Source organism: Rathayibacter sp. PhB127, from assembly GCF_003751665.1.
GTDB lineage: Bacteria > Actinomycetota > Actinomycetes > Actinomycetales > Microbacteriaceae > Rathayibacter > Rathayibacter festucae.
In genome coordinates, this window is the sequence record NZ_RKHW01000001.1 from 817,633 (window position 1) to 835,850 (window position 18,218).

An 18,218-nucleotide genomic window follows, 5' to 3' on the forward strand; every position below is an offset into this window, starting at 1 on the left:
GCCGATGACCGCTGAGTCCGCCGCCGCGCCGAAGGTGCGGGTCGCCATCGTGGACGACCACGAGTCCGTCCGCTTGGGAGTCGCCGCCGCCATCGAGGCCGCGGGGATGCAGGTGGTGGCCGCGGCCGAGACGGTGCGCGCCCTCGAGGAGGTCCTCGACGGCTCGGAGATCGAGGTGCTCGTCCTCGACCTCTCCCTGAACGACGGCTCGAGCATCACGGCGAACGTCAAGTGGGGCCAGGTGCGCGGCTCGGCCGTCCTGGTGCACAGCATCGCCGACCGCGTGGTCGCCGTCCGCGAGGCGCTCGCGGCGGGCGCCGCCGGAGTGATCCCGAAGTCCTCGCCGATGTCCACCGTGGTCGCCGCCATCCGCACCGTCGCGCGCGGCGAGGTCCTGAACAATCTCGAGTGGGCGTCGGCGATCGACGCGGACGACGACTTCGCCCGCGCGGTGCTCGGGCGTCGCGAGCGCGACGTGCTGCACCTCTACGCCTCCGGCCTGCCGCTCAAGCTCGTCGCCGATCGCCTGCAGATCTCGGTGTCGACGGCCAAGGAGTACCTCGACCGGATCCGCGACAAGTACGTCGAGATCGGGCGGCCGGCCCCCACGAAGGTCGATCTGCTGCGCCGCGCCGTCGAGGACGGCATCCTGCCGGGCATCGATCCGGACGACGGCGATGCCGGGCGCTGAGGTCGTCCCCGCGCGCGCTCCGGCGAACCGCGAGCGCATCGACCGGATCATCAGCACGGTCGTCTCGTTCTTCGGCTTCGGCTTCGCGCTGCAGACCGTGCCGCCCATCCTCGGGCAGCTCCCGGTCCTGCGGCCCGAGGCCGCCTGGCCCGTGCTGGTCCTCGTCTTCGGCGCGCTCGGCGCCTCGGTGGTCACCGCGATCGCCCGCCGCGGGACACAGGTCAGCGGCGCCGTCGTCGCCGCGTCGCTCCTGCTCGCGCTGCTCACCTGGCCGCTGACGATCCGCCCCGATGCCGTCCTTCAGGAGACGCCGTGGATCTGGTACCTGCTGACCATCGGCACGGCCTTCTGCACGATCGTCGCGCCGCTGCGGCTGGCGATCGTCTACGCCTCCGTCACCACGCTGCTGTTCGGCGTCCTGCGCGTCCTCCCCTCGGGCGGTGGAGCGTCGCCGACCCGTGCCGCCCTCGACGCCGTCTACGTCGGCATCGTCGGCTTCGTGATGCTGGTGCTGATCACCGTGCTCCGGCAGTCGGCGGACCGGGTGGACCGCGCGCAGCGGACGGCGATGGAGCAGTACGAGGCCGCGATGCGCCAGCACGCCGGCGAGGTCGAGCGCGTCGAGGTGGACGCCCTCGTGCACGACAACGTGCTCGCGACCCTGCTCGCCGCGGCGACGGCGGAGTCGGGCGCCGAGCGCGCCCTCGTCTCCTCGATGGCGCGGAAGACGCTCTCGGTGCTGCTCCCGGACGAGGAGTCCGACCTCGATGCGGGGGAGGTGCCGCTGGAGCTGCTCGAGCGGCAGCTGTCGCACGCGGCCTCGACCTTCGTGGCGGAGTTCGGGGTCGTCGTGGACGTCGACGTCGACCCGCGGGCGACGACGATGCCGCGGCCGGTCGCCGAGGCCGTCCTCGGCGCGGTCTGGCAGGCCCTGACCAACAGCGTCCAGCACGCGGGTCCGAGCGACGCCGTGCGCCGCTCCGTGCGCGGGCAGCTCTCCGCGTGCTCCGTCGAGGTCGTCGTCGAGGACGACGGCCGCGGCTTCCTCCTCGCCGACGTCCCGCGCGAGCGGCTCGGCATCCGGCTCTCGATCCTCGACCGAGTGCACCAGGTGCAGGGCTCGGCACGGATCGACACCGTCCCCGGCGAGGGCACCCGGGTCGTCGTCCTCTGGCCCGCCGCGAAGGGCCGATCGTGATCGCCTACCCGCGCCCGCTGCTCTACGCGCTGGGCGGGGGCTTCTCGCTCTACCACGTCGTCCTCGCCTTCTTCTCCTACCGGCTGACACCCGCGACTCCCGCCGATCTGACGGCCGTCGCCGTCTACATCGCCGCCACCGTGATCGCCCTCCTGCCGAGCTCGACCACGCGGATGAACGCGGTGACCGCGTGGGCGATGGCGGGAGTGGCGGTGGGGCTGCCGCTGCTCGTCTCGCCGTCGCTGGACCCCGGTGCCTCCAACGGCTACTCCACCTGGTACATCGCGGCGGTCGGCACGCTCATGACGATCGTCTGCGCCCGTCGGCGCCCCCTGGCGGCGTGGACCGGGATGGCGTTCCTGATCGTGCACACGACGGTCTGGGCGGGTCCCGTCGCTCTGGCGACCCTCGGCGTCGTCGGTGGCATCGCCTGGGTCGGCATCGCGCAGCTCCTGATCATCGAGCTCGGCCGCGCCGGCTCCGAGGCGCGCGTGCTCGAGGCCGCCGAGCGGGCCGCCGCGTCGTGGCGGGCAGCGGAGGAGGCGCACCTCTCGGAGCGGGAGGTCCGGCTGGAGCAGACCCGCGCCATCGCCTCGGAGATGCTGCTGCGCATCGCCACCAGCCCGGTGGGCCTCACGGATGAGGAGCGCCGCGAGTGCGCCCTGCTGGAGGCGTCCGTCCGGGACGAGATCCGGGGGAGGCGGCTGCTGGACGACGACGTCCGCCGGCTGGTGCTCGACGCGCGACGGCGGGGCGTCACGGTGTCGGTGCTGGACGACGGCGGGCTGGACCGGACCACGGAGGAGGAGAGCCGGCGGGTGCTGCGCGAACTCGCCCGGGCGCTCGGCGGCATCGGCGAGGGGGTCGACCGCGTCGTCGTCCGCACGGCGTCGGCGGACTCGCCGTCGGCGGTGACGGTCGTGGGCCTGCGGACCGCGGGCGACGGCAGCGCGGGCGCCCTCGGCTCGGACGACGCGGGCGACGAGGTGGACGCCTGGGTCGAGATCCGGCGCGACGAGCAGGGCGTCCTCGAGGACTGAACCGCGCCGTCCGCGCCGCTCGGTGCGCTGCGGATCCCCGGTGCGCCGGGCGACCCTGCGGCGGACGCGCGGTTAAAAGAGTGCGGCGGGCTGTCCACTCCTCCGAAGAGGGGGCCCAGCCCGCCGTCAAACCCCGAGTGAGGGTGACAACCCGAATGTCACCCTCACTCGCCCCCAAAACACCCGCCTGCTTACCCTGGTCGGCGAGTGATTGGCGATGCCCCCTCCGTGGAGTGAGCACCTAACACGCATAACTATGCCGAGGACTGCGAGGGGCGGGTAGTCGGCACTTTAGGGGACTAATCGGGGTACAAATTCCGCGATCCGCGTCGTTCCCGCCGGTTCGAGCCGTTCGCGGCCTCCCGCAGGGCTCAGCCGGAGAACGAGCGCCAGGCCCCGGGCGCCGGCTGCAGCGGTGCCCGGACGGCCGCCGCGCGGTCGCTCCAGCCGCCGCTGGGGACGACCGGCACCTCGGCGACCGGGTGCGACTGCGCGGCGAGCGCGGTCACGACCGCGGTCACGGCCGCGATCTCGCGCGCATCGAGGCCGGGAGTGGTGATGACGACGGTGGGGGCGGAGTCGGCTGCGCTCATCCCGCGACGGTACCGCATGCCGTTCACGGTCCCGCGTGCGGGCCGGTGACTATGCTGACGCCGGACGCCGCCGGAGCGACGCCCCTTCCGTCCGAACAGGAGTGTCACCGCATGCCGTCGTGGTCCCTGAAGCGCGGCCGCGCCTCCGCCCGTCGCGTCGCCGCTGTCCTCCGGTCCTCGCCCGCTGCCTTCGCGACGACGGCGGTGGTCCTGCTCGCCAGCGCGGCGGCCGGCACCCTCCTCGCCCCCGCGAGCGACGAGACCGGCGCCTGGTGGGCGGCGGGCGCCGGCACGATCCTCGGCGGCCGGCCCTGGGCCGCGGTGACGGGCCTGCTGATCGTGTCGGGTCCGCCCGCGCTGCTCCTCGTCGTCCTCCTGCTCCTGCCGCTGCTGATCGCGGCGGAGCGCCGTCTCGGGGCGCGCCGGCTGGTCCTCGCCTTCCTGCTCACCGGGGCGCTCGGCACGGGGGTCGGAGCGGCCCTGCAGAGCGTCGGCGCCTCGGTGGGCGAGTGGTGGGCCGGGGACACGGTCGGCGACCACACCTTCGACCCGCTGATCGGCGGCGTCGGCGCGCTGCTGGCCGCGACGGCGTTCATGGGCGGCCTCTGGCGCCGGCGCCTGCGCGTCACCGTCTTCGCGGTGGTCCTGATGTTCGTGCTCTACGCCGGCGACTCCGCCGACGTGTACCGCCTCCTCGCCGGTGCCGCCGGCCTGGTGATCGGGGCCGTGCTGGCGCACGGGGTGAGCGGACTGCGCCCGCAGCGCCCCGCGCCGAGCTCGCACCGCGAGTCGCGCGCCCTGCTCGCCGCGGTGGTCGCGGTCACGGCCCTCGGTCCGCTCGTCGCCGTACTCTCGGACTCGGGCTACGGGCCGTTCTCGTTCCTCGGCCGGCTGCTGCAGAGCGCGTTCACCGGTGCCGCCGATCTCGAGGACCCCTGCGGCGCCACGGTCCGGCACTGCGCGCACCACGTGCGGCTGAACCTGATCTCGCCCGGGCCGATCCTGCTCACGTTCGTCCCGATGATCCTGCTGCTCGTCGCGGCGTACGGGATGCGCTCCGGGCGCCGGCTCGGTCTGCTGCTGGCGATCGGCGTCAACGCGGCCATCGCGATCCTCGACATCGTGCTGCTGCAGCGCGCGGCGCGGCACCCCGACTTCCAGTACTACGCCGAGTACCTGCTCTGGGTGGCCACCACCGTGATCGTCCCGGTCGCCGTGATCGTCCTCCTGGCGTTCGGCAGCAGGCACTTCCGCATCCGGGCCCCGCGGGAGTCGGCGCGCCGCTGGTCGGTGGTCGTCGGCATCGGCTTCGTCGTCTCGCTCGGCGGATACCTCGCGCTCTCCGCTTCCACCAGGACCAGCTTCGAGCCGGTGCTCGGGATCGGCCGGCTGCTTCTCGACGGGCTGCTGCGCTTCGTGCCGTCGAGCTTCCTCGGCGGGCACGGCCTGCTGGCGGTGCCGCGCGAGCCGCTCGCCCGGATCGGCTTCGAGTGGGTCGGGCCGGTCTTCTGGGCTCTCGTCGTGGTCGCGGTGATCGCTCTCCTGCGGGCGACCGACGTGCAGGGCGTGCGCGGCGACGAGGCCGTCTACCGCCGCCTGCTCGTCCGCCACGGCGCCGGCAGCCTCGGCCACCAGGGCACCTGGCAGGGCAACGAGCACTGGATCGCCCCCGACGGCGAGGGCGGCGTCGCCTACCGCGTCGTGGGCGGTGTCGCGATCACTCTGTCCGACCCGGCCTGCGCGCCCGAGCGGCGCGCGGAGGTGGTCGCCGGCTTCGTCGCGTTCTGCGACGAGCGCAGCTGGACGCCGGTGTTCTACAGCGTCCACGACGAGTTGCTGCCGGTCTTCGACGACCTCGGCTGGTCGCGGATCTCGGTGGGCGAGGAGACGATCATCGAGCTCGGCGGCTTCGAGCTGACCGGGAAGCGCTGGCAGAAGGTGCGCTACCCGCTGACCCGCGCGATCAAGCTCGGCATCGAGCCGGTCTGGACGAGCTGGCCGGAGCTGTCGCTGGGGATGGCCAGCCAGATCGTCGACCTGTCCGAGAAGTGGGTGTCCGAGAAGGCGCTGCCGGAGATGGGCTTCACTCTCGGCGGGATCGACGAGGCGCGCGACCCGGACGTCGCGCTGCTCCTCGCCGTCGGCCCGGACGGTGTGCTGCAGGGGATCACCAGCTGGCTGCCCGTGCACCGCGACGGCCGGATCGTCGGCTGGACGCTCGACTTCATGCGCCGCTCGGACGAGGCGATGCCCGGGATCATGGAGTTCCTGATCGCGTCCGCCGCCCTCCGAGCGCAGGAGCAGGGCGCGGAGTTCGTCTCGCTGTCCGGCGCACCGCTCGCGACGGCGCCCGTGCCGGAGGGGGAGCAGCCGCCGGAGCCGACCGCGCTCTCGGGTCTGCTCGAGTTCCTGGCGCGGACCCTGGAGCCGGCCTACGGCTTCACCTCGCTGTTCAGATTCAAGGCCAAGTTCCACCCGCGCTACGAGGGACTGTGGATGGCCTACCCCGACGCGCTGCAGCTTCCGCGGATCGGAGCCGCGATCGGGCGCGCCTACCTGCCGGACGTCTCCCCGCGCGAGGCGCTCGCCTTCGCCCGGGCGCTGGGAGCGCGCCCGGAGGAGAAGGCACCGCCCGCGGAGAAGCCGGGCGCGGAGAAGCCGGGCGCGGAGAAGCCGGTCGCGGAGAAGCCGGGCGCGGAGAAGCCCGGCGCCGACAAGACGGTGGCGGAGAAGCCGACCGCACCGGCGCCGGCGCCCGAGAAGGCGACGACGTCCGGCTGACCGCGGCTCAGAGCGGGATGTTGCCGTGCTTCTTGGCCGGCAGGTTCGCGCGCTTGGTCCGCAGCGCCCGCAGGGCCTTGATCACCGAAACCCGGGTCGCCGACGGCTCGATGACCCCGTCCAGCTCGCCGCGCTCGGCGGCCAGGAACGGGCTCGCGACGTTGTAGGTGTACTCGTTCGCCAGCCGGGTGCGGACGGCGGCGACGTCCTCGCCGGCCTCCTCGGCCTTGCGGATCTCGTTGCGGTAGAGGATGTTGACGGCGCCCTGGCCGCCCATCACCGCGATCTCGGCCGTCGGCCAGGCGAGGTTGATGTCGGCGCCGAGCTGCTTGGAGCCCATCACGATGTACGCGCCGCCGTAGGCCTTGCGCAGGATGACGGTGACCAGCGGCACGGTCGCCTCCGCGTAGGCGTAGAGCAGCTTCGCGCCGCGGCGGATGACGCCGGTCCACTCCTGGTCGGTGCCGGGCAGGTAGCCGGGGACGTCGACGAGCGTGAGGATCGGCAGCGAGAACGCGTCGCAGAACCGGACGAAGCGCGAGGCCTTCTCGCCGGCCTCGATGTTCAGGGTGCCCGCCATCGCGCTGGGCTGATTGGCGATGATGCCGACCGACCGGCCCTCGACCCGGCCGAAGCCGATCACGATGTTCGGCGCGAAGAGCGGCTGCACCTCGAGGAAGTCGCCCTCGTCGACGATGTGCTCGATCACGGCGCGCATGTCGTACGGCTGGTTCGGGCTGTCGGGGATGACGGTGTCGAGGAAGCGGTCGGAGTCCGTGGTCTCGAGATCGACCTCGTTGTCGAACACCGGCGCGGGCGAGAGGTTGTTGTCGGGGAGGAAGGAGAGCAGGGTGCGCGCGTAGTCGAGCGCGTCGTTCTCGTCGCTCGCGAGGTAGTGCGAGACGCCCGAGATCTTGTTGTGGGTGAGCGCGCCGCCGAGCTCCTCCATGCCGACGTCCTCGCCGGTGACGGTCTTGATCACGTCGGGCCCGGTGACGAACATCTGGCTGGTCTTGTCGACCATGATCACGAAGTCGGTGAGGGCGGGGGAGTAGACCGCGCCGCCGGCCGCGGGGCCGCAGATGATCGAGATCTGCGGGATCACGCCGCTGGCCGCGGTGTTGCGGCGGAAGATCTCGCCGTACTTGCCCAGGGCGACGACGCCCTCCTGGATCCGCGCTCCGCCGGAGTCGAGGATGCCGATGATCGGGACGCCGGTCTTCAGCGCCAGGTCCATCACCTTGATGATCTTCTCGCCGGCGACCTCGCCGAGCGAGCCGCCGAAGATCGTGAAGTCCTGCGAGTAGACGGCGACCTGGCGGCCGTGGATGGTGCCGGTGCCGGTCACGACGGCGTCGCCGTAGGGACGCTTCTTCTCCATGCCGAACGCGTGGGTGCGGTGGCGGACGAACTCGTCGAGCTCGACGAACGAGCCGGGGTCGAGGAGGGTGTCGATCCGCTCGCGGGCGGTCATCTTGCCCTTGGCGTGCTGCTTCTCGATCGCGGCCTCACCGCTGGCGGTGACCGCCTCGTGGTAGCGGGCCTTCAGGTCCGCGATCTTCCCCGCGGTCGTGAAGAGATCGGGCGCGGGACGTTCGATGTTCGCGGTCACTCGCCCACCTTATCGGCGCGGATGGACCCCTCCGTTGTCGCACCCGCACAGGGAGAGGCGGGTCCGGTGGGAGGGTCCGCACAAGCCGCGGCGCCTGCGACCGGCTCCGGGGCTTCTCGCGGGGCCCGCCGGTAGCGTGGCCGCATGCAGCTCCCGCTCTCCCTCTCCGTCTCGCCGCAGGTCCTCTGGCTCGAGAGCGCGGGCTCGACCAACGACGAGCTGCGCGAGCGCGCGACGGCCGAGCCCGCAGCCTGGCCGCACCTCTCCGTCGTGGCGACCGACGACCAGCGCGCGGGCCGCGGACGCCTGGGGCGGGTCTGGCAGGCGCCCGCCGGGCGGACGCTGGCGGCCTCGACGCTGGTGGACGCGGCGGCCCTCCCCGCCGCGGCGGTCGGCTGGCTGCCGCTGCTGGCCGGCGCTGCCCTCGCGCGGGCGCTCGCCCCGCTGGTCGGCACCGCGGTCGAGGTCAAGTGGCCCAACGACGTGCTGATCGACGGGGGGAAGACGGCGGGTGTCCTCGCCGAGCGCCTCGCCGACGGCCGCGTGATCGTCGGCACCGGGATCAACCTGCTGCTGAGCGAGGAGGAGCTGCCCGTGCCGACGGCGACCTCCCTCGCCCTGGCCGGCGCGGCGACGACCGGCGCCGACGCCGTGCTCGCCGCCTTCCTCACCGAGTTCTCGGCGCTGCTCGCGCCGCTCCTCGCGCTCGGCGACGCCGACTCCGCGGGGTCGGTCGCCGTCGTGCGCGCGCACCTCGGCACCCTCGGCCGCTCCGTCCGGGTGGAGCTGCCGGACGGCTCCGTCGAGGAGGGCACCGCGGTCGCGCTCGACGACGACGGCTCGCTCGTGCTCGAGCAGGACGGCGCCCGGCGCTCGTTCTCCGCGGGCGACGTCACCCACCTGCGCCAGTGAGCGCCGGCGGCCGGGACCGGCTCGCGGAGGGGGACCGGGAGCTCGCCCGGCTCACGCCGCGCGCCCGCCGCGCCGTCGCGCCGGTCGCCGGCTTCCTCCTGCTCACCTGGGCGGGCTTCTACTTCGCCGCGCAGTTCGAGCTGGAGCTGCAGCGCTGGATCATCGCCCTCGGCACGGCCGTGCTCGTGCTGCTGCTCTGCGTGCCCGGCGTCGCCGGCTGGGCGAGCATCCGCTACCGGATCACGCAGCGCGGGCTGCACGCCCGCCGCGGCGTCCTGTCGGTGCGCCGCGCCGACCTCGACTTCGACCCGCGGATGGCGGTCGGCGTCTCGCGGACCCTGAGCCAGCGTGTCGCCCGCTGCGGGGACGTGCGGATCGCCCGCGACGGCGCCGAGGCGTTCGTGCTGCGCGACGTGGAGGACCCGGAGCTCGTCGCCGAGCTGCTGCGGGACGCGATCGCGGCGGTCCCGCTGCCGCTGCCCGACTGGCCCGCGCCCGAACCGCTCTGACCGCCGACCGCGCGACGGGGCCCTCGCCGTGTCCGCGCCCCTCGCTACCATGGAGCCGCCCCGCGCCCGCGGGCGGAACCAGGAGGATCGTCATGCGCGTCGGTGTGATCGGAGGCGGCCAGCTCGCCCGGATGATGATCCCCGCGGCGGTCGAGCTCGGCCTCGAGATCGCCGTCCTCGCCGAGACCGAGGGCGCCCCGGCGGGCCTCGCCGCGACCCGCGTCGGCGACTACCGCGACGAGGAGACGGTGCTCGGATTCGCCCGCACCGTCGACGTCGTCACCTTCGACCACGAGCACGTGCCGCAGGCGATCCTGCGCCGGCTCGTCGCCGAGGGCGTGGCCGTGCACCCCGGCCCGGACGCCCTCCTCTACGCCCAGGACAAGCTGATGATGCGGCAGCGCCTCACCGAGCTCGGCGTCCCCGTGCCCGACTGGGCGGCGGTCTCCTCCGCCGACGAGCTGGCCGCGTTCCTCGACGAGCACGGCGGACGCGGTGTGGTGAAGACCGCGCGCGGCGGCTACGACGGCAAGGGCGTCCGCGTCGTCCACGGCGCGCACGAGGCCGACGACTGGTTCGCGGCGCTCGCCGAGGACGGCCGCGGCGGCGCGCTGCTCGTCGAGGAGCTGGTCGGCTTCCGCCGCGAGCTCGCGCAGCTCGTCGCCCGGCGCCCCTCGGGGGAGAGCGTCCTCTGGCCGGTGGTGGAGTCGATCCAGCGCGACGGCGTCTGCGCCGAGGTCCTCGCTCCCGCGCCCGCCTCGGCCGGCCGCCTCGCGGCCGCCGCCGCCGACATCGCCGAGACGATCGCCGAGAGCCTCGGCGTCACCGGCGTGCTGGCGGTCGAGCTCTTCGAGACGACGGACGACCGCCTGCTCGTCAACGAGCTGGCGATGCGCCCGCACAACAGCGGGCACTGGACGATGGACGGCTCCACCACCTCGCAGTTCGAGCAGCACCTGCGTGCGGTGCTCGACCTGCCGCTCGGCGCGACCGGCTGCCGCGATCCCTGGACCGTGATGGTGAACGTCCTCGGCGGTCCGGTGGGGGAGTCGCTGACCGACCGCTACCCGCTCGTGCTCGCCGCGCACCCGGCGGTGAAGGTGCACAACTACGGCAAGGAGCCGCGTCCGGGACGCAAGGTGGGGCACGTGAACGCCACCGGCGACGAGCTCGAGCTCGTCGTCTACGAGGCGCGTGCCGCGGCGGCCGTTCTCACGGACTGAGACGTACCATGGTGGCCGTGACCCGCCCCACGCCCTCCGCCCTCCCCGCCGGTACCGCCCCGTGAGCGCCGACGCGCTCGTCAACGGTCCCTCCCCGCTCGTCGGCGTCGTGATGGGGTCGGACTCCGACTGGTCGGTCATGCAGGCCGCCTCGACGACCCTCGCGGAGTTCGGCGTGGCGCACGAGGTCCGCGTGGTCTCGGCCCATCGCACTCCGCAGGCGATGATCGACTACGGCCGCGGAGCGCGCTCGCGCGGCCTGCGCGTCGTGATCGCGGGTGCCGGCGGAGCCGCCCACCTGCCCGGGATGCTGGCCGCGGTCACTTCCCTGCCCGTCGTCGGCGTCCCCGTGCCGCTCGCGCGGCTCGACGGCCTCGACTCGCTGCTCTCGATCGTGCAGATGCCGGCCGGCGTCCCCGTCGCCACCGTGTCGATCGGCGGCGCCCGCAACGCCGGGCTGCTCGCGGTGAAGATGCTCGCGATCGGCGACGACGCGCTGTCCGAGCGCCTCGACGCCTTCGCGGCGGACCTGGAGGCGCAGGTCGCCGCCAAGAACGACGCTCTGGTGGCCGGCCTGTGACGGCGATGACACTTCCGCTGCGGCACCCGGACGTCCGCTCGAGCTCCTTCATGACCCGGCGCGCCTGGTGGCTGCTGATCGGCAACCTGCTCGTCCCCGGCTCCGCGCAGGTGCTCGCGGGCAACCGCCGCCTCGGCCGGCTCGGCCTCGGCTTCACCCTGGCGCTCTGGACGGCGCTGCTGGTCGCCGTCCTCCTCTACTTCGTCTTCCCGACCGGCCTCTACACGCTCGCGACCTTCGACCTGTCGATGCTCGCTCTGCAGGCGGCCCTGGTCGTCTACGGCGTGGTCTGGCTCGTGCTCACCCTGGACACCCTCCGGCTCATCCGGCTGGTGCGGGCGCGGCCGAGGATGCGGGCCGTGCTCGCCTTCGCGACGATCGCGCTGATGGCCGTCTCGGTCGGCTCGACCGCCTACGGCACCTACCTGATCGGGATCACCCGCGGCACGCTGTCCTCGATCTTCGGCGGCGGGGCGATGGAGGCGCCGATCGACGGCCGCTACAACATCATGCTGCTGGGCGGCGACGCCGGTGAGGACCGCGACGGCCTGCGCCCGGACAGCATCTCGGTCGTCAGCATCGACGCGTCGACCGGCGCCGCGACCACGATCGGCGTCTCCCGCGAGTTCATCAACATCCCGTTCCCCGAGGACAGCCCGATGCACGAGCTGTACCCGGACGGCTACAACCTCGACAACTGCGACGTCGACAAGTGCAAGCTCAACTCGATCTACACCGAGGTCGAGCTGAAGCACCCCGAGCTCTACCCGGACGCGGTCGCGGAGGGCAGCGAGCCCGGCATCGAGGCGACCCGCGACGCGGTCGAGGGCATGCTCGGCATCCCGATCCAGTACTACGCGCTGATCGACATGGAGGGCTTCGCCCAGCTGATCGACTCGCTCGGCGGCATCGACATCGACTACCAGGGCACCGAGCCCCTGCCGCTCGGCGGGCTCCCCGACTCCGACGGCGTGATGCAGGGCGTCAACCAGTGGATCGACCCCGGCCCCTGGCACTTCAACGGCGAGCAGGCGCTCGCGTACGCCCGCTCGCGCTACACGACGAGCGACTACGACCGGATGGCGCGGCAGCGCCAGGTGCAGACCGCGCTGCTCGAGCAGTTCGAGCCGGCCAACGTGCTCTCGAAGTTCCAGGACGTGGCCGCCGCCGGCTCCCAGGTGATCAAGACCGACGTCCCGCAGGGGATGCTCGGCTACTTCGTCCAGCTCGGGCTCAAGACGAAGGCCCAGCCGATCGGTGTCGTCGAGCTGATCCCGCCCGTCGTCGAGGTCGACCGCGATCCGGACTACGACGTGGTCCGCTCCCTCGTGCACCAGGGCCTCTTCCCGGACGACCCGGCGCAGTAGCGCCGAAAGCCGCCCTGGTGGCGGGCGCGGTCTCGAGACGCCCCTTCGGGGCTGCTCGACCGACCGAGGTCGCCGATCGCTTTCATGCTGATCGAGTAGCCCGCGGAGCGGGCGTATCGAGATCCACCGCCGTCAGGTGACGGGTCTGCGGATCAGCGCGTCTCAGAGGTCGGCGTGCAGGGCCCAGACGCGCTCGGCGGAGTCGCGCCAGCTGAAGGCGCGGGAGCGGTCGCGGCCGGCGACCGAGAGGCGCTCGCGCAGTCCGGTGTCGGAGAGCACGCTGCTCATCGCGAGGGCGAGCCGCTCCGGGTAGTGCTTCGCATCGCCGCGCTCGACGGCGACACCGGCGTCGGCCGCGACTTCGAGCAGCGCCGGGTCGTCCGAGTGCACGACCGGCACGCCGAAGTGCATCGCCTCGAGCACCGGCAGGCCGAAGCCCTCGGCGATGCTCGGGTAGACGAAGAGGGTGGCCCGGCTGAGCACGAGCGCGAGATCGGTGTCGCTGAGGACGCCGAGCGCGCGCACCCGGTCCTCGCCGAGGCCCTGCTCGTCCGCGACGGAGGCGATGTCGAGCTCGCCCCAGCCGGTCGGCCCGACGATCAGGAGCGGGAGCTCCGGGGCCGACGCCTCGCCGAACGCCGCGATCAGCGAGACCAGGCCCTTGCGCGGCTCGAGCGTGCCGACGCTGAGGACGTACTCGGCCGGCAGCCCGAGGGCCGCCGCGCGCTCGTCGGCGTCGTCGGGCAGGACGAGCCCCGAGCCGACCGCACCGCCGATGACGCGGATCCGGTCGCCGAAGTCGAGGACCTGGGAGAGCTGCTGCGCGACCGCGTGCGTCGGGACGACGACCGCATCGGCGAACTTCTGCGCGCGCTTCGCCATCGCGCGGTGCCACTTGGCGCCGTGCGGGGTGAGCGTCTCGGGGTGCGTCCACGGCACCGTGTCGTGGATCGTGACGGCGATCTGCTCGCCCTCGCGGCCCTCGTGACTGCGCAGCGGGGCGAACAGGCTCGGGGCGTGCATCATTCCGCCCCCGGAGGGGATGCCGATGCCGTACTGCCAGGCGCGGGACAGCTCGCGGCGGCCCAGGTGCAGGCGGTGCAGGTGAGCGAGCCCGGGCAGGCGCAGCCGCAGATCCTCCTCCTTCTCCGGCGGATGCGCGGAGAAGACGGCCTCGACCTCGCAGTCGCGCGGGGCGGTGCGGATCAGCTCGCGGGTGAGCTCCTCGGTGTAGCGGCCGATGCCGCCGGGGACGCGGGCGAGCATCTGGTCGACGACCACTCGGAGCGTGGTGGTCACGGCGTCACCGCCTCGAGCGGAGCGGCGGCCAGCGCGTCCTGCCAGGAGCGCATCGGCGCGAGACCGGCGGCAGCCCAGGCGTCGTGACCGAGGACCGAGTAGGCGGGCCGCGGGGCCGGGCGGACGAAGCTGCCGCTGTCCGTCGGCCGGATCCGCTCCGGGTCGAGCCCGGCCTTCTCGAACACGGCGCGGGCGAAGCCGAACCAGGTCGTCTCGCCGGCGTTCGTGCCGTGGTAGATCCCGGCCGGAGCCGCGGCGTCCACGAGCGCGATCAGGCGGTCGGCGAGATCACCCGTCCAGGTGGGCTGACCGCGCTGGTCGTCGACGACGGTGAGCGTGGGGTGCGCGCCGGCGAGGCGGACCATCGTCTTGGCGAAGTTGCCGCCGTGCGCGCCGTAGAGCCAGGCCGTCCGGACGACGTAGCCCCGTTCGGGGTTCGCGGCGAGCACGAGCTCCTCACCCTCGGCCTTGGTGCGGCCGTAGGCGGAGATCGGGCCGCGGGGGTGCGACTCGGCGTAGGGGCTGGTCGCCGAGCCGTCGAAGACGTAGTCCGTCGAGACCTGGACGATCGCGGCACCGATCTCGGCGGTGGCGATCGCGAGGTTCTGCGCGCCGAGGGCGTTCACGCGGCGGGCCTCCTCCTCGTCGCTCTCCGCGTCGTCGACCCGGGTGTACGCCGCGCAGTTGAGCACCGCGTCGTGGCCGGCGACGGCGGCGCGGACGGCGTCGAGGTCGGTCACGTCGAGGTCGGCGCGGCCGAGCGCCGTGACGGCGCGATCGCCGAGGGAGGAGCGGAGGTCGGTGCCGAGCATGCCGGAGGCGCCCGTGAGGAGGAAGGTCACCGTCTCATCATGCCGGAGGCCTCCGACGCGCGGACCCCGGCGCACCGGCGGCGACGGTCCGCCGCGGCGTCGGCGGGTCGCCGAGCGCTCAGTACACTCGTGACCGTGCAGATCAGAGAGCTCGAGATCCCCGACGCCTACGAGGTCACACCGCGGCAGTTCCCCGATGACCGGGGGGTGTTCTACGAGTTCTACCGCTTCGACCGCCTCGCCGAGAAGGTCGGGCACCCGCTGTCGCTGCAGCAGGGCAACACCTCGGTCTCCAAGCGCGGCACGGTCCGCGGCATCCACTTCGCGCAGATCCCGCCGTCGCAGGCCAAGTACGTCTCCTGCTTCTCCGGCGCGGTGCTCGACTACATCATCGACGTCCGCGTCGGCTCGCCGACCTTCGGGCAGTGGGACTCGGTCCTGCTCGACGACGTCGACCGCCGCTCGGTGTACCTCGGGGAGGGCCTCGCCCACGCCTTCGTCGCGCTGACGGAGGGGGCGGTCGTCTCCTACCTGGTCTCCTCGACCTACGACCCGGTCCGCGAGAAGGGCATCGACCCGCTCGACGAGCGGATCGGCCTGGGCTTCCCGGCCGAGGCGGGCGAGCCGCTGCTCTCGCCGAAGGACACCGACGCGCCGACTCTGGCCGAGGCGGAGGCGCAGGGCATCCTGCCGACCTGGGCCGAGGCGAAGGCGCTCTACGCCCAGCTGGACGGAGCGCACTCGTGAAGGGCATCATCCTCGCCGGCGGCTCCGGCTCGCGGCTCTGGCCGATCACCAAGGGCATCTCGAAGCAGCTGATGCCGATCTACGACAAGCCCATGGTCTACTACCCGCTGTCGACGCTGATGATGGCCGGGATCGACGAGGTCCTGATCATCACGACCCCCGAGTACAACGACCAGTTCCGCGCGCTGCTCGGCGACGGCTCGAGCCTGGGCATGACGCTGTCCTACGCGGTGCAGGAGTCGCCCGACGGGCTCGCGCAGGCCTTCCTGATCGGCGAGGAATTCATCGGCGACGACTCCGTCGCCCTGGTGCTCGGCGACAACATCTTCCACGGCACGGCGCTCGGCACGGCGCTCGCGGCCAACACCGAGATCGAGGGCGCAGTGATCTTCGCCTACCAGGTGGCGGATCCGCGGGCGTACGGCGTCGTCGAGTTCGACGACGCGTTCCACGCGCTCTCCATCGAGGAGAAGCCGGCGAAGCCCAAGAGCAACTACGCCGTGCCGGGACTGTACTTCTACGACAACTCCGTCGTCGGCATCGCGAAGACGATCGAGCCCTCCGCTCGCGGCGAGCTCGAGATCTCGACGGTCAACGAGCGCTACCTCGAGGCCGGCACCCTGAACGTGCAGGTGCTGGACCGCGGCACGGCCTGGCTCGACACCGGGACCTTCGACTCGATGATCGAGGCGACGGAGTTCGTCCGCGTGATCGAGCAGCGCCAGGGCTTCAAGATCGGCTGCATCGAGGAGATCGCCTGGCGCCACGGCTGGATCGACGACGCGGCGCTGGCCGAGCTCGCCGCGCCGCTGGTGAAGAGCGGCTACGGCGCCTACCTGCAGCGGCTGCTCGAGCTCGGTCGCTGACGCGGCGGGGTCTCGATACGCCGCGTCGCGGCTGCTCGACCAGCGTGCCTCTCATGCTGATCGAGTAGCCCGCGGAGCGGGCGTATCGAGATCCACCACCGTCAGAACGCGAGTCTGCAGACCCGCCCTGTTGGAGACGGTCGGTCTCGATACGCCCCTGCGGGGCTACTCGACCAGCATGGAGAAGGGGCGCGGCGCGTCCTTTCCCTCACCACCGAGACGCGAAGCGTCCTCGCCGCTCGAGATGCCGTTGCGCGGCTGCTCGACCAGCACGGCTCTCATGCTGACCGAGCAGCCCGCGGAGCGGGCGTCTCGAGACCCACCGGCGTCAGCGGCTGGGCCGCAGGCGCATCAGCGCGACGCGCACGCCGAGGCCGAGGCGGACCGCCAGGCGGACGGGCGCCTGGTACCAGGCGTCGTACTTCTGCGCGAGGTAGAGGTACGCGCTGCGGTGGTGCACCGCGAGCATCCGCGCCGAGGCCAGCCGCGTCGAGTGCCCGCCGAGATGCGACACGACCGCGTCGGCGAGGTAGACGTTCGACCAGCCGCGCTGCCCGAGCGAGTCGCCGAGCTGCACGTCCTCGAAGTACATGAAGTAGCGCTCGTCGAAGCCGCCGATCTGCTCGAACGCGGTGCGCCGCACCATCACGCAGGCGCCCGACAGCCAGCCGGCCGTCATGCTGCCGTGCTGCATCGTCTCGACCGCGCGGGAGCGGCGGTATCGGCGGGACCAGGGGTTGCCCGGCCAGACGTGCGCGAGCAGCGCGTGGCCGACTCCCGTCCCGAGCGAGGGCAGCGCGCGCGCCGAGGGGTAGACCGTGCCGTCCGAGTCGAGGATGCGCGGGCCGATCGAGCCGATCCCGGGATCGGCGGTCGCCGCCGCGTAGAGCGCGTCGATCGAGCCGGGCAGGAAGACCGTGTCCGGGTTCGTCACCAGGATCCACTCGATCTCGGGGCCGAGGCGGTCGACGGCGTAGTTGATCGCCCTGCCGTAGCCGAGGTTCTCACCGGTCTCGTGGAAGAGCACCTCGGGGCGGCGCTCGACGACGCGACGGACGGAGTCGTCGGTGGTCGCGTTGTCGACGACGACGACGCGCACGTCGTGCTCGGTCGCCTCCGGGATCGACTCGAGGCAGGCGCGGAGGACCTCACCCGAGAAGTGGGTGACGACGACGACCGCGATGGGCAACGTCGAGCGGGCGATGAGAGCCTCCGGGGGAGCGGCGTCGACGGGCGGGGGCACCGTCGGAAGAACTCGACGAGGCTAGCACGGGCCCCGAGCGGGGCTCCGGCGCTCAGCGCGCGGCGGACTCCACCTCGTCGACGACCTCGCCCAGCTCGGGGGCGATCGCCGTGGACGGCGCACGGAACACGACGAACTTGTAGAGGCAGAAGTTCCAGACCAGGCCGACCATCACCGCGACCGCCTTCGCGACGTTGATCGCGAGGAAGGCCTTCTCGCCCGCGCTGGGCAGGAAGAGGAGCGAGGTGCCGAACCGGGTGTCGAAGAAGACCTCGAAGCCGTAGATGATCAGCGACTGGAGCACGAGCGAGCTGAAGCCGGTGACCAGGAAGAACTGCGCGAAGGTGCGCACGGTCGGCCGGTCGGGGTGCCGGAAGACGAAGAAGTGGTTCAGCAGGTAGGAGATCGAGATCCCCACCGTCACCGAGGCGACGTTCGCGACCAGCGTGGGCAGCCCGACCAGCAGGGCGAGCGCGTTGAGGATGAGGAAGTCGAGCGCCGTGTTGAGCGAGCCGGCGACGAGGAAGCGCACCTTCTGCGATTCCAGCAGGCGCGCCGCTCTCCCCGCAGACGGACTCGACTGACGCGACACGGTGCTCCTCGGGGTCCTCGCGACCCGGGCGGGAGCGATGAGGGCGAGAGTACGCGGCCGATCTGTACTGGAACCCTCCATCGGGGGAACTGAACCTGAGAACGACGACGCGACGTCCTGCTTCCTCTCACACAGGACGACATGGTGCACGCT

General features: G+C 72.7%; 17 protein-coding genes. 11 read left to right on the plus strand and 6 right to left on the minus strand.

All coding sequences use genetic code 11. The features are described 5' to 3' along the window. Nucleotides 1-4: 4 nt before the first annotated feature. The 3 genes from EDF22_RS04090 to EDF22_RS04100 are packed head-to-tail and all read left to right on the plus strand — an operon-like array spanning nucleotide 5 to nucleotide 2,929. Complete coding sequence (locus EDF22_RS04090; protein ID WP_123702599.1) at nucleotides 5-691, plus strand: response regulator transcription factor; 687 nt, start codon at nucleotides 5-7, stop codon at nucleotides 689-691. Beyond that, complete coding sequence (locus EDF22_RS04095) at nucleotides 678-1,889, plus strand: sensor histidine kinase (protein WP_123702601.1); 1,212 nt, start codon at nucleotides 678-680, stop codon at nucleotides 1,887-1,889. Before EDF22_RS04090 ends, EDF22_RS04095 begins: the two co-directional genes overlap by 14 nt. After that, a complete protein-coding gene (locus EDF22_RS04100; protein WP_123702603.1) occupies nucleotides 1,886-2,929 on the plus strand; it encodes a hypothetical protein in 1,044 nt (347 codons plus the stop codon). The genes EDF22_RS04095 and EDF22_RS04100 overlap by 4 nt, the downstream gene beginning before the upstream one ends. 371 nt (nucleotides 2,930-3,300) lie before the next feature. On the opposite strand, the gene EDF22_RS04105 is transcribed toward EDF22_RS04100, so the two are convergent. Beyond that, on the minus strand, nucleotides 3,301-3,522 hold the full coding sequence (locus tag EDF22_RS04105; protein WP_123445310.1) for an acyl-CoA carboxylase subunit epsilon: 222 nt from the start codon (nucleotides 3,520-3,522) through the stop codon (nucleotides 3,301-3,303). A 111-nt stretch (nucleotides 3,523-3,633) separates the two neighbouring features. Here EDF22_RS04105 and EDF22_RS21425 point away from each other — a divergent pair, with 111 nt between their 5' ends. Then, nucleotides 3,634-6,303 (plus strand): phosphatidylglycerol lysyltransferase domain-containing protein, encoded by a 2,670-nt coding sequence (locus EDF22_RS21425; protein ID WP_123702605.1) that lies wholly within the window; start codon nucleotides 3,634-3,636, stop codon nucleotides 6,301-6,303. 7 nt (nucleotides 6,304-6,310) lie between these two features. On the opposite strand, the gene EDF22_RS04115 is transcribed toward EDF22_RS21425, so the two are convergent. Further along, complete coding sequence (locus tag EDF22_RS04115; RefSeq protein WP_243582397.1) at nucleotides 6,311-7,915, minus strand: acyl-CoA carboxylase subunit beta; 1,605 nt, start codon at nucleotides 7,913-7,915, stop codon at nucleotides 6,311-6,313. A gap of 144 nt (nucleotides 7,916-8,059) precedes the next feature. Between EDF22_RS04115 and EDF22_RS04120 the strand changes: the two genes are divergently transcribed. The 5 genes from EDF22_RS04120 (at nucleotide 8,060) to EDF22_RS04140 (ending at nucleotide 12,506) form a co-directional block, all read left to right on the plus strand. Further along, entirely contained in the window at nucleotides 8,060-8,827 is a 768-nt protein-coding gene (locus EDF22_RS04120) for a biotin--[acetyl-CoA-carboxylase] ligase (protein WP_123702607.1), read from the plus strand. After that, nucleotides 8,824-9,336: a PH domain-containing protein gene (locus EDF22_RS04125; protein ID WP_123702609.1), complete on the plus strand. Its 513-nt coding sequence runs from the start codon at nucleotides 8,824-8,826 to the stop codon at nucleotides 9,334-9,336. The genes EDF22_RS04120 and EDF22_RS04125 overlap by 4 nt, the downstream gene beginning before the upstream one ends. Before the next feature lie 92 nt (nucleotides 9,337-9,428). Beyond that, on the plus strand, nucleotides 9,429-10,559 hold the full coding sequence (locus EDF22_RS04130; RefSeq protein WP_397459923.1) for a 5-(carboxyamino)imidazole ribonucleotide synthase: 1,131 nt from the start codon (nucleotides 9,429-9,431) through the stop codon (nucleotides 10,557-10,559). Nucleotides 10,560-10,671: 112 nt separating this feature from the next. Continuing rightward, nucleotides 10,672-11,139 carry a 5-(carboxyamino)imidazole ribonucleotide mutase gene (gene purE, locus EDF22_RS04135; protein WP_123704677.1) on the plus strand — a complete coding sequence of 156 codons (468 nt, stop codon included), beginning with the start codon at nucleotides 10,672-10,674 and terminating at the stop codon, nucleotides 11,137-11,139. A 5-nt stretch (nucleotides 11,140-11,144) separates the two neighbouring features. Further along, nucleotides 11,145-12,506, plus strand: coding sequence for an LCP family protein (locus EDF22_RS04140; protein WP_123704679.1), 1,362 nt, complete (start codon nucleotides 11,145-11,147; stop codon nucleotides 12,504-12,506). 162 nt (nucleotides 12,507-12,668) lie between these two features. Here EDF22_RS04140 and EDF22_RS04145 read toward each other — a convergent pair whose 3' ends face one another. Together EDF22_RS04145 and rfbD are read right to left on the minus strand one after the other, a co-directional pair. Continuing rightward, nucleotides 12,669-13,805, minus strand: coding sequence for a glycosyltransferase family 1 protein (locus tag EDF22_RS04145; protein ID WP_260303275.1), 1,137 nt, complete (start codon nucleotides 13,803-13,805; stop codon nucleotides 12,669-12,671). Beyond that, nucleotides 13,802-14,647 carry a dTDP-4-dehydrorhamnose reductase gene (rfbD, locus tag EDF22_RS04150; protein WP_123702613.1) on the minus strand — a complete coding sequence of 282 codons (846 nt, stop codon included), beginning with the start codon at nucleotides 14,645-14,647 and terminating at the stop codon, nucleotides 13,802-13,804. The genes EDF22_RS04145 and rfbD overlap by 4 nt, the downstream gene beginning before the upstream one ends. 105 nt (nucleotides 14,648-14,752) lie before the next feature. Between rfbD and EDF22_RS04155 the strand changes: the two genes are divergently transcribed. After that, nucleotides 14,753-15,364: a dTDP-4-dehydrorhamnose 3,5-epimerase family protein gene (locus EDF22_RS04155; RefSeq protein ID WP_123704683.1), complete on the plus strand. Its 612-nt coding sequence runs from the start codon at nucleotides 14,753-14,755 to the stop codon at nucleotides 15,362-15,364. Further along, nucleotides 15,361-16,230, plus strand: a complete 870-nt coding sequence (rfbA, locus tag EDF22_RS04160) for a glucose-1-phosphate thymidylyltransferase RfbA (RefSeq protein ID WP_123702615.1) — start codon at nucleotides 15,361-15,363, stop codon at nucleotides 16,228-16,230. The genes EDF22_RS04155 and rfbA overlap by 4 nt, the downstream gene beginning before the upstream one ends. Before the next feature lie 328 nt (nucleotides 16,231-16,558). On the opposite strand, the gene EDF22_RS04165 is transcribed toward rfbA, so the two are convergent. Both EDF22_RS04165 and EDF22_RS04170 read right to left on the minus strand, forming a co-directional pair. Beyond that, on the minus strand, nucleotides 16,559-17,473 hold the full coding sequence (locus tag EDF22_RS04165; RefSeq protein WP_244209381.1) for a glycosyltransferase family 2 protein: 915 nt from the start codon (nucleotides 17,471-17,473) through the stop codon (nucleotides 16,559-16,561). A 52-nt stretch (nucleotides 17,474-17,525) separates the two neighbouring features. Continuing rightward, complete coding sequence (locus EDF22_RS04170) at nucleotides 17,526-18,005, minus strand: GtrA family protein (protein WP_260303276.1); 480 nt, start codon at nucleotides 18,003-18,005, stop codon at nucleotides 17,526-17,528. Nucleotides 18,006-18,218 lie beyond the last annotated feature (213 nt).

What these genes read in the sequence shown, in the direction of transcription:
- EDF22_RS04105 (WP_123445310.1), bottom strand. Translation starts at nt 3,522, where the DNA reads ATGAGCGCAGCCGACTCCGCCCCCACCGTCGTCATCACCACTCCCGGC.
- EDF22_RS04095 (WP_123702601.1), top strand. Translation starts at nt 678, where the DNA reads ATGCCGGGCGCTGAGGTCGTCCCCGCGCGCGCTCCGGCGAACCGCGAG.
- EDF22_RS04140 (WP_123704679.1), top strand. Translation starts at nt 11,145, where the DNA reads ATGACACTTCCGCTGCGGCACCCGGACGTCCGCTCGAGCTCCTTCATG.
- EDF22_RS04130 (WP_397459923.1), top strand. Translation starts at nt 9,429, where the DNA reads ATGCGCGTCGGTGTGATCGGAGGCGGCCAGCTCGCCCGGATGATGATC.
- EDF22_RS21425 (WP_123702605.1), top strand. Translation starts at nt 3,634, where the DNA reads ATGCCGTCGTGGTCCCTGAAGCGCGGCCGCGCCTCCGCCCGTCGCGTC.
- EDF22_RS04120 (WP_123702607.1), top strand. Translation starts at nt 8,060, where the DNA reads ATGCAGCTCCCGCTCTCCCTCTCCGTCTCGCCGCAGGTCCTCTGGCTC.
- EDF22_RS04090 (WP_123702599.1), top strand. Translation starts at nt 5, where the DNA reads ATGACCGCTGAGTCCGCCGCCGCGCCGAAGGTGCGGGTCGCCATCGTG.
- purE (WP_123704677.1), top strand. Translation starts at nt 10,672, where the DNA reads ATGGGGTCGGACTCCGACTGGTCGGTCATGCAGGCCGCCTCGACGACC.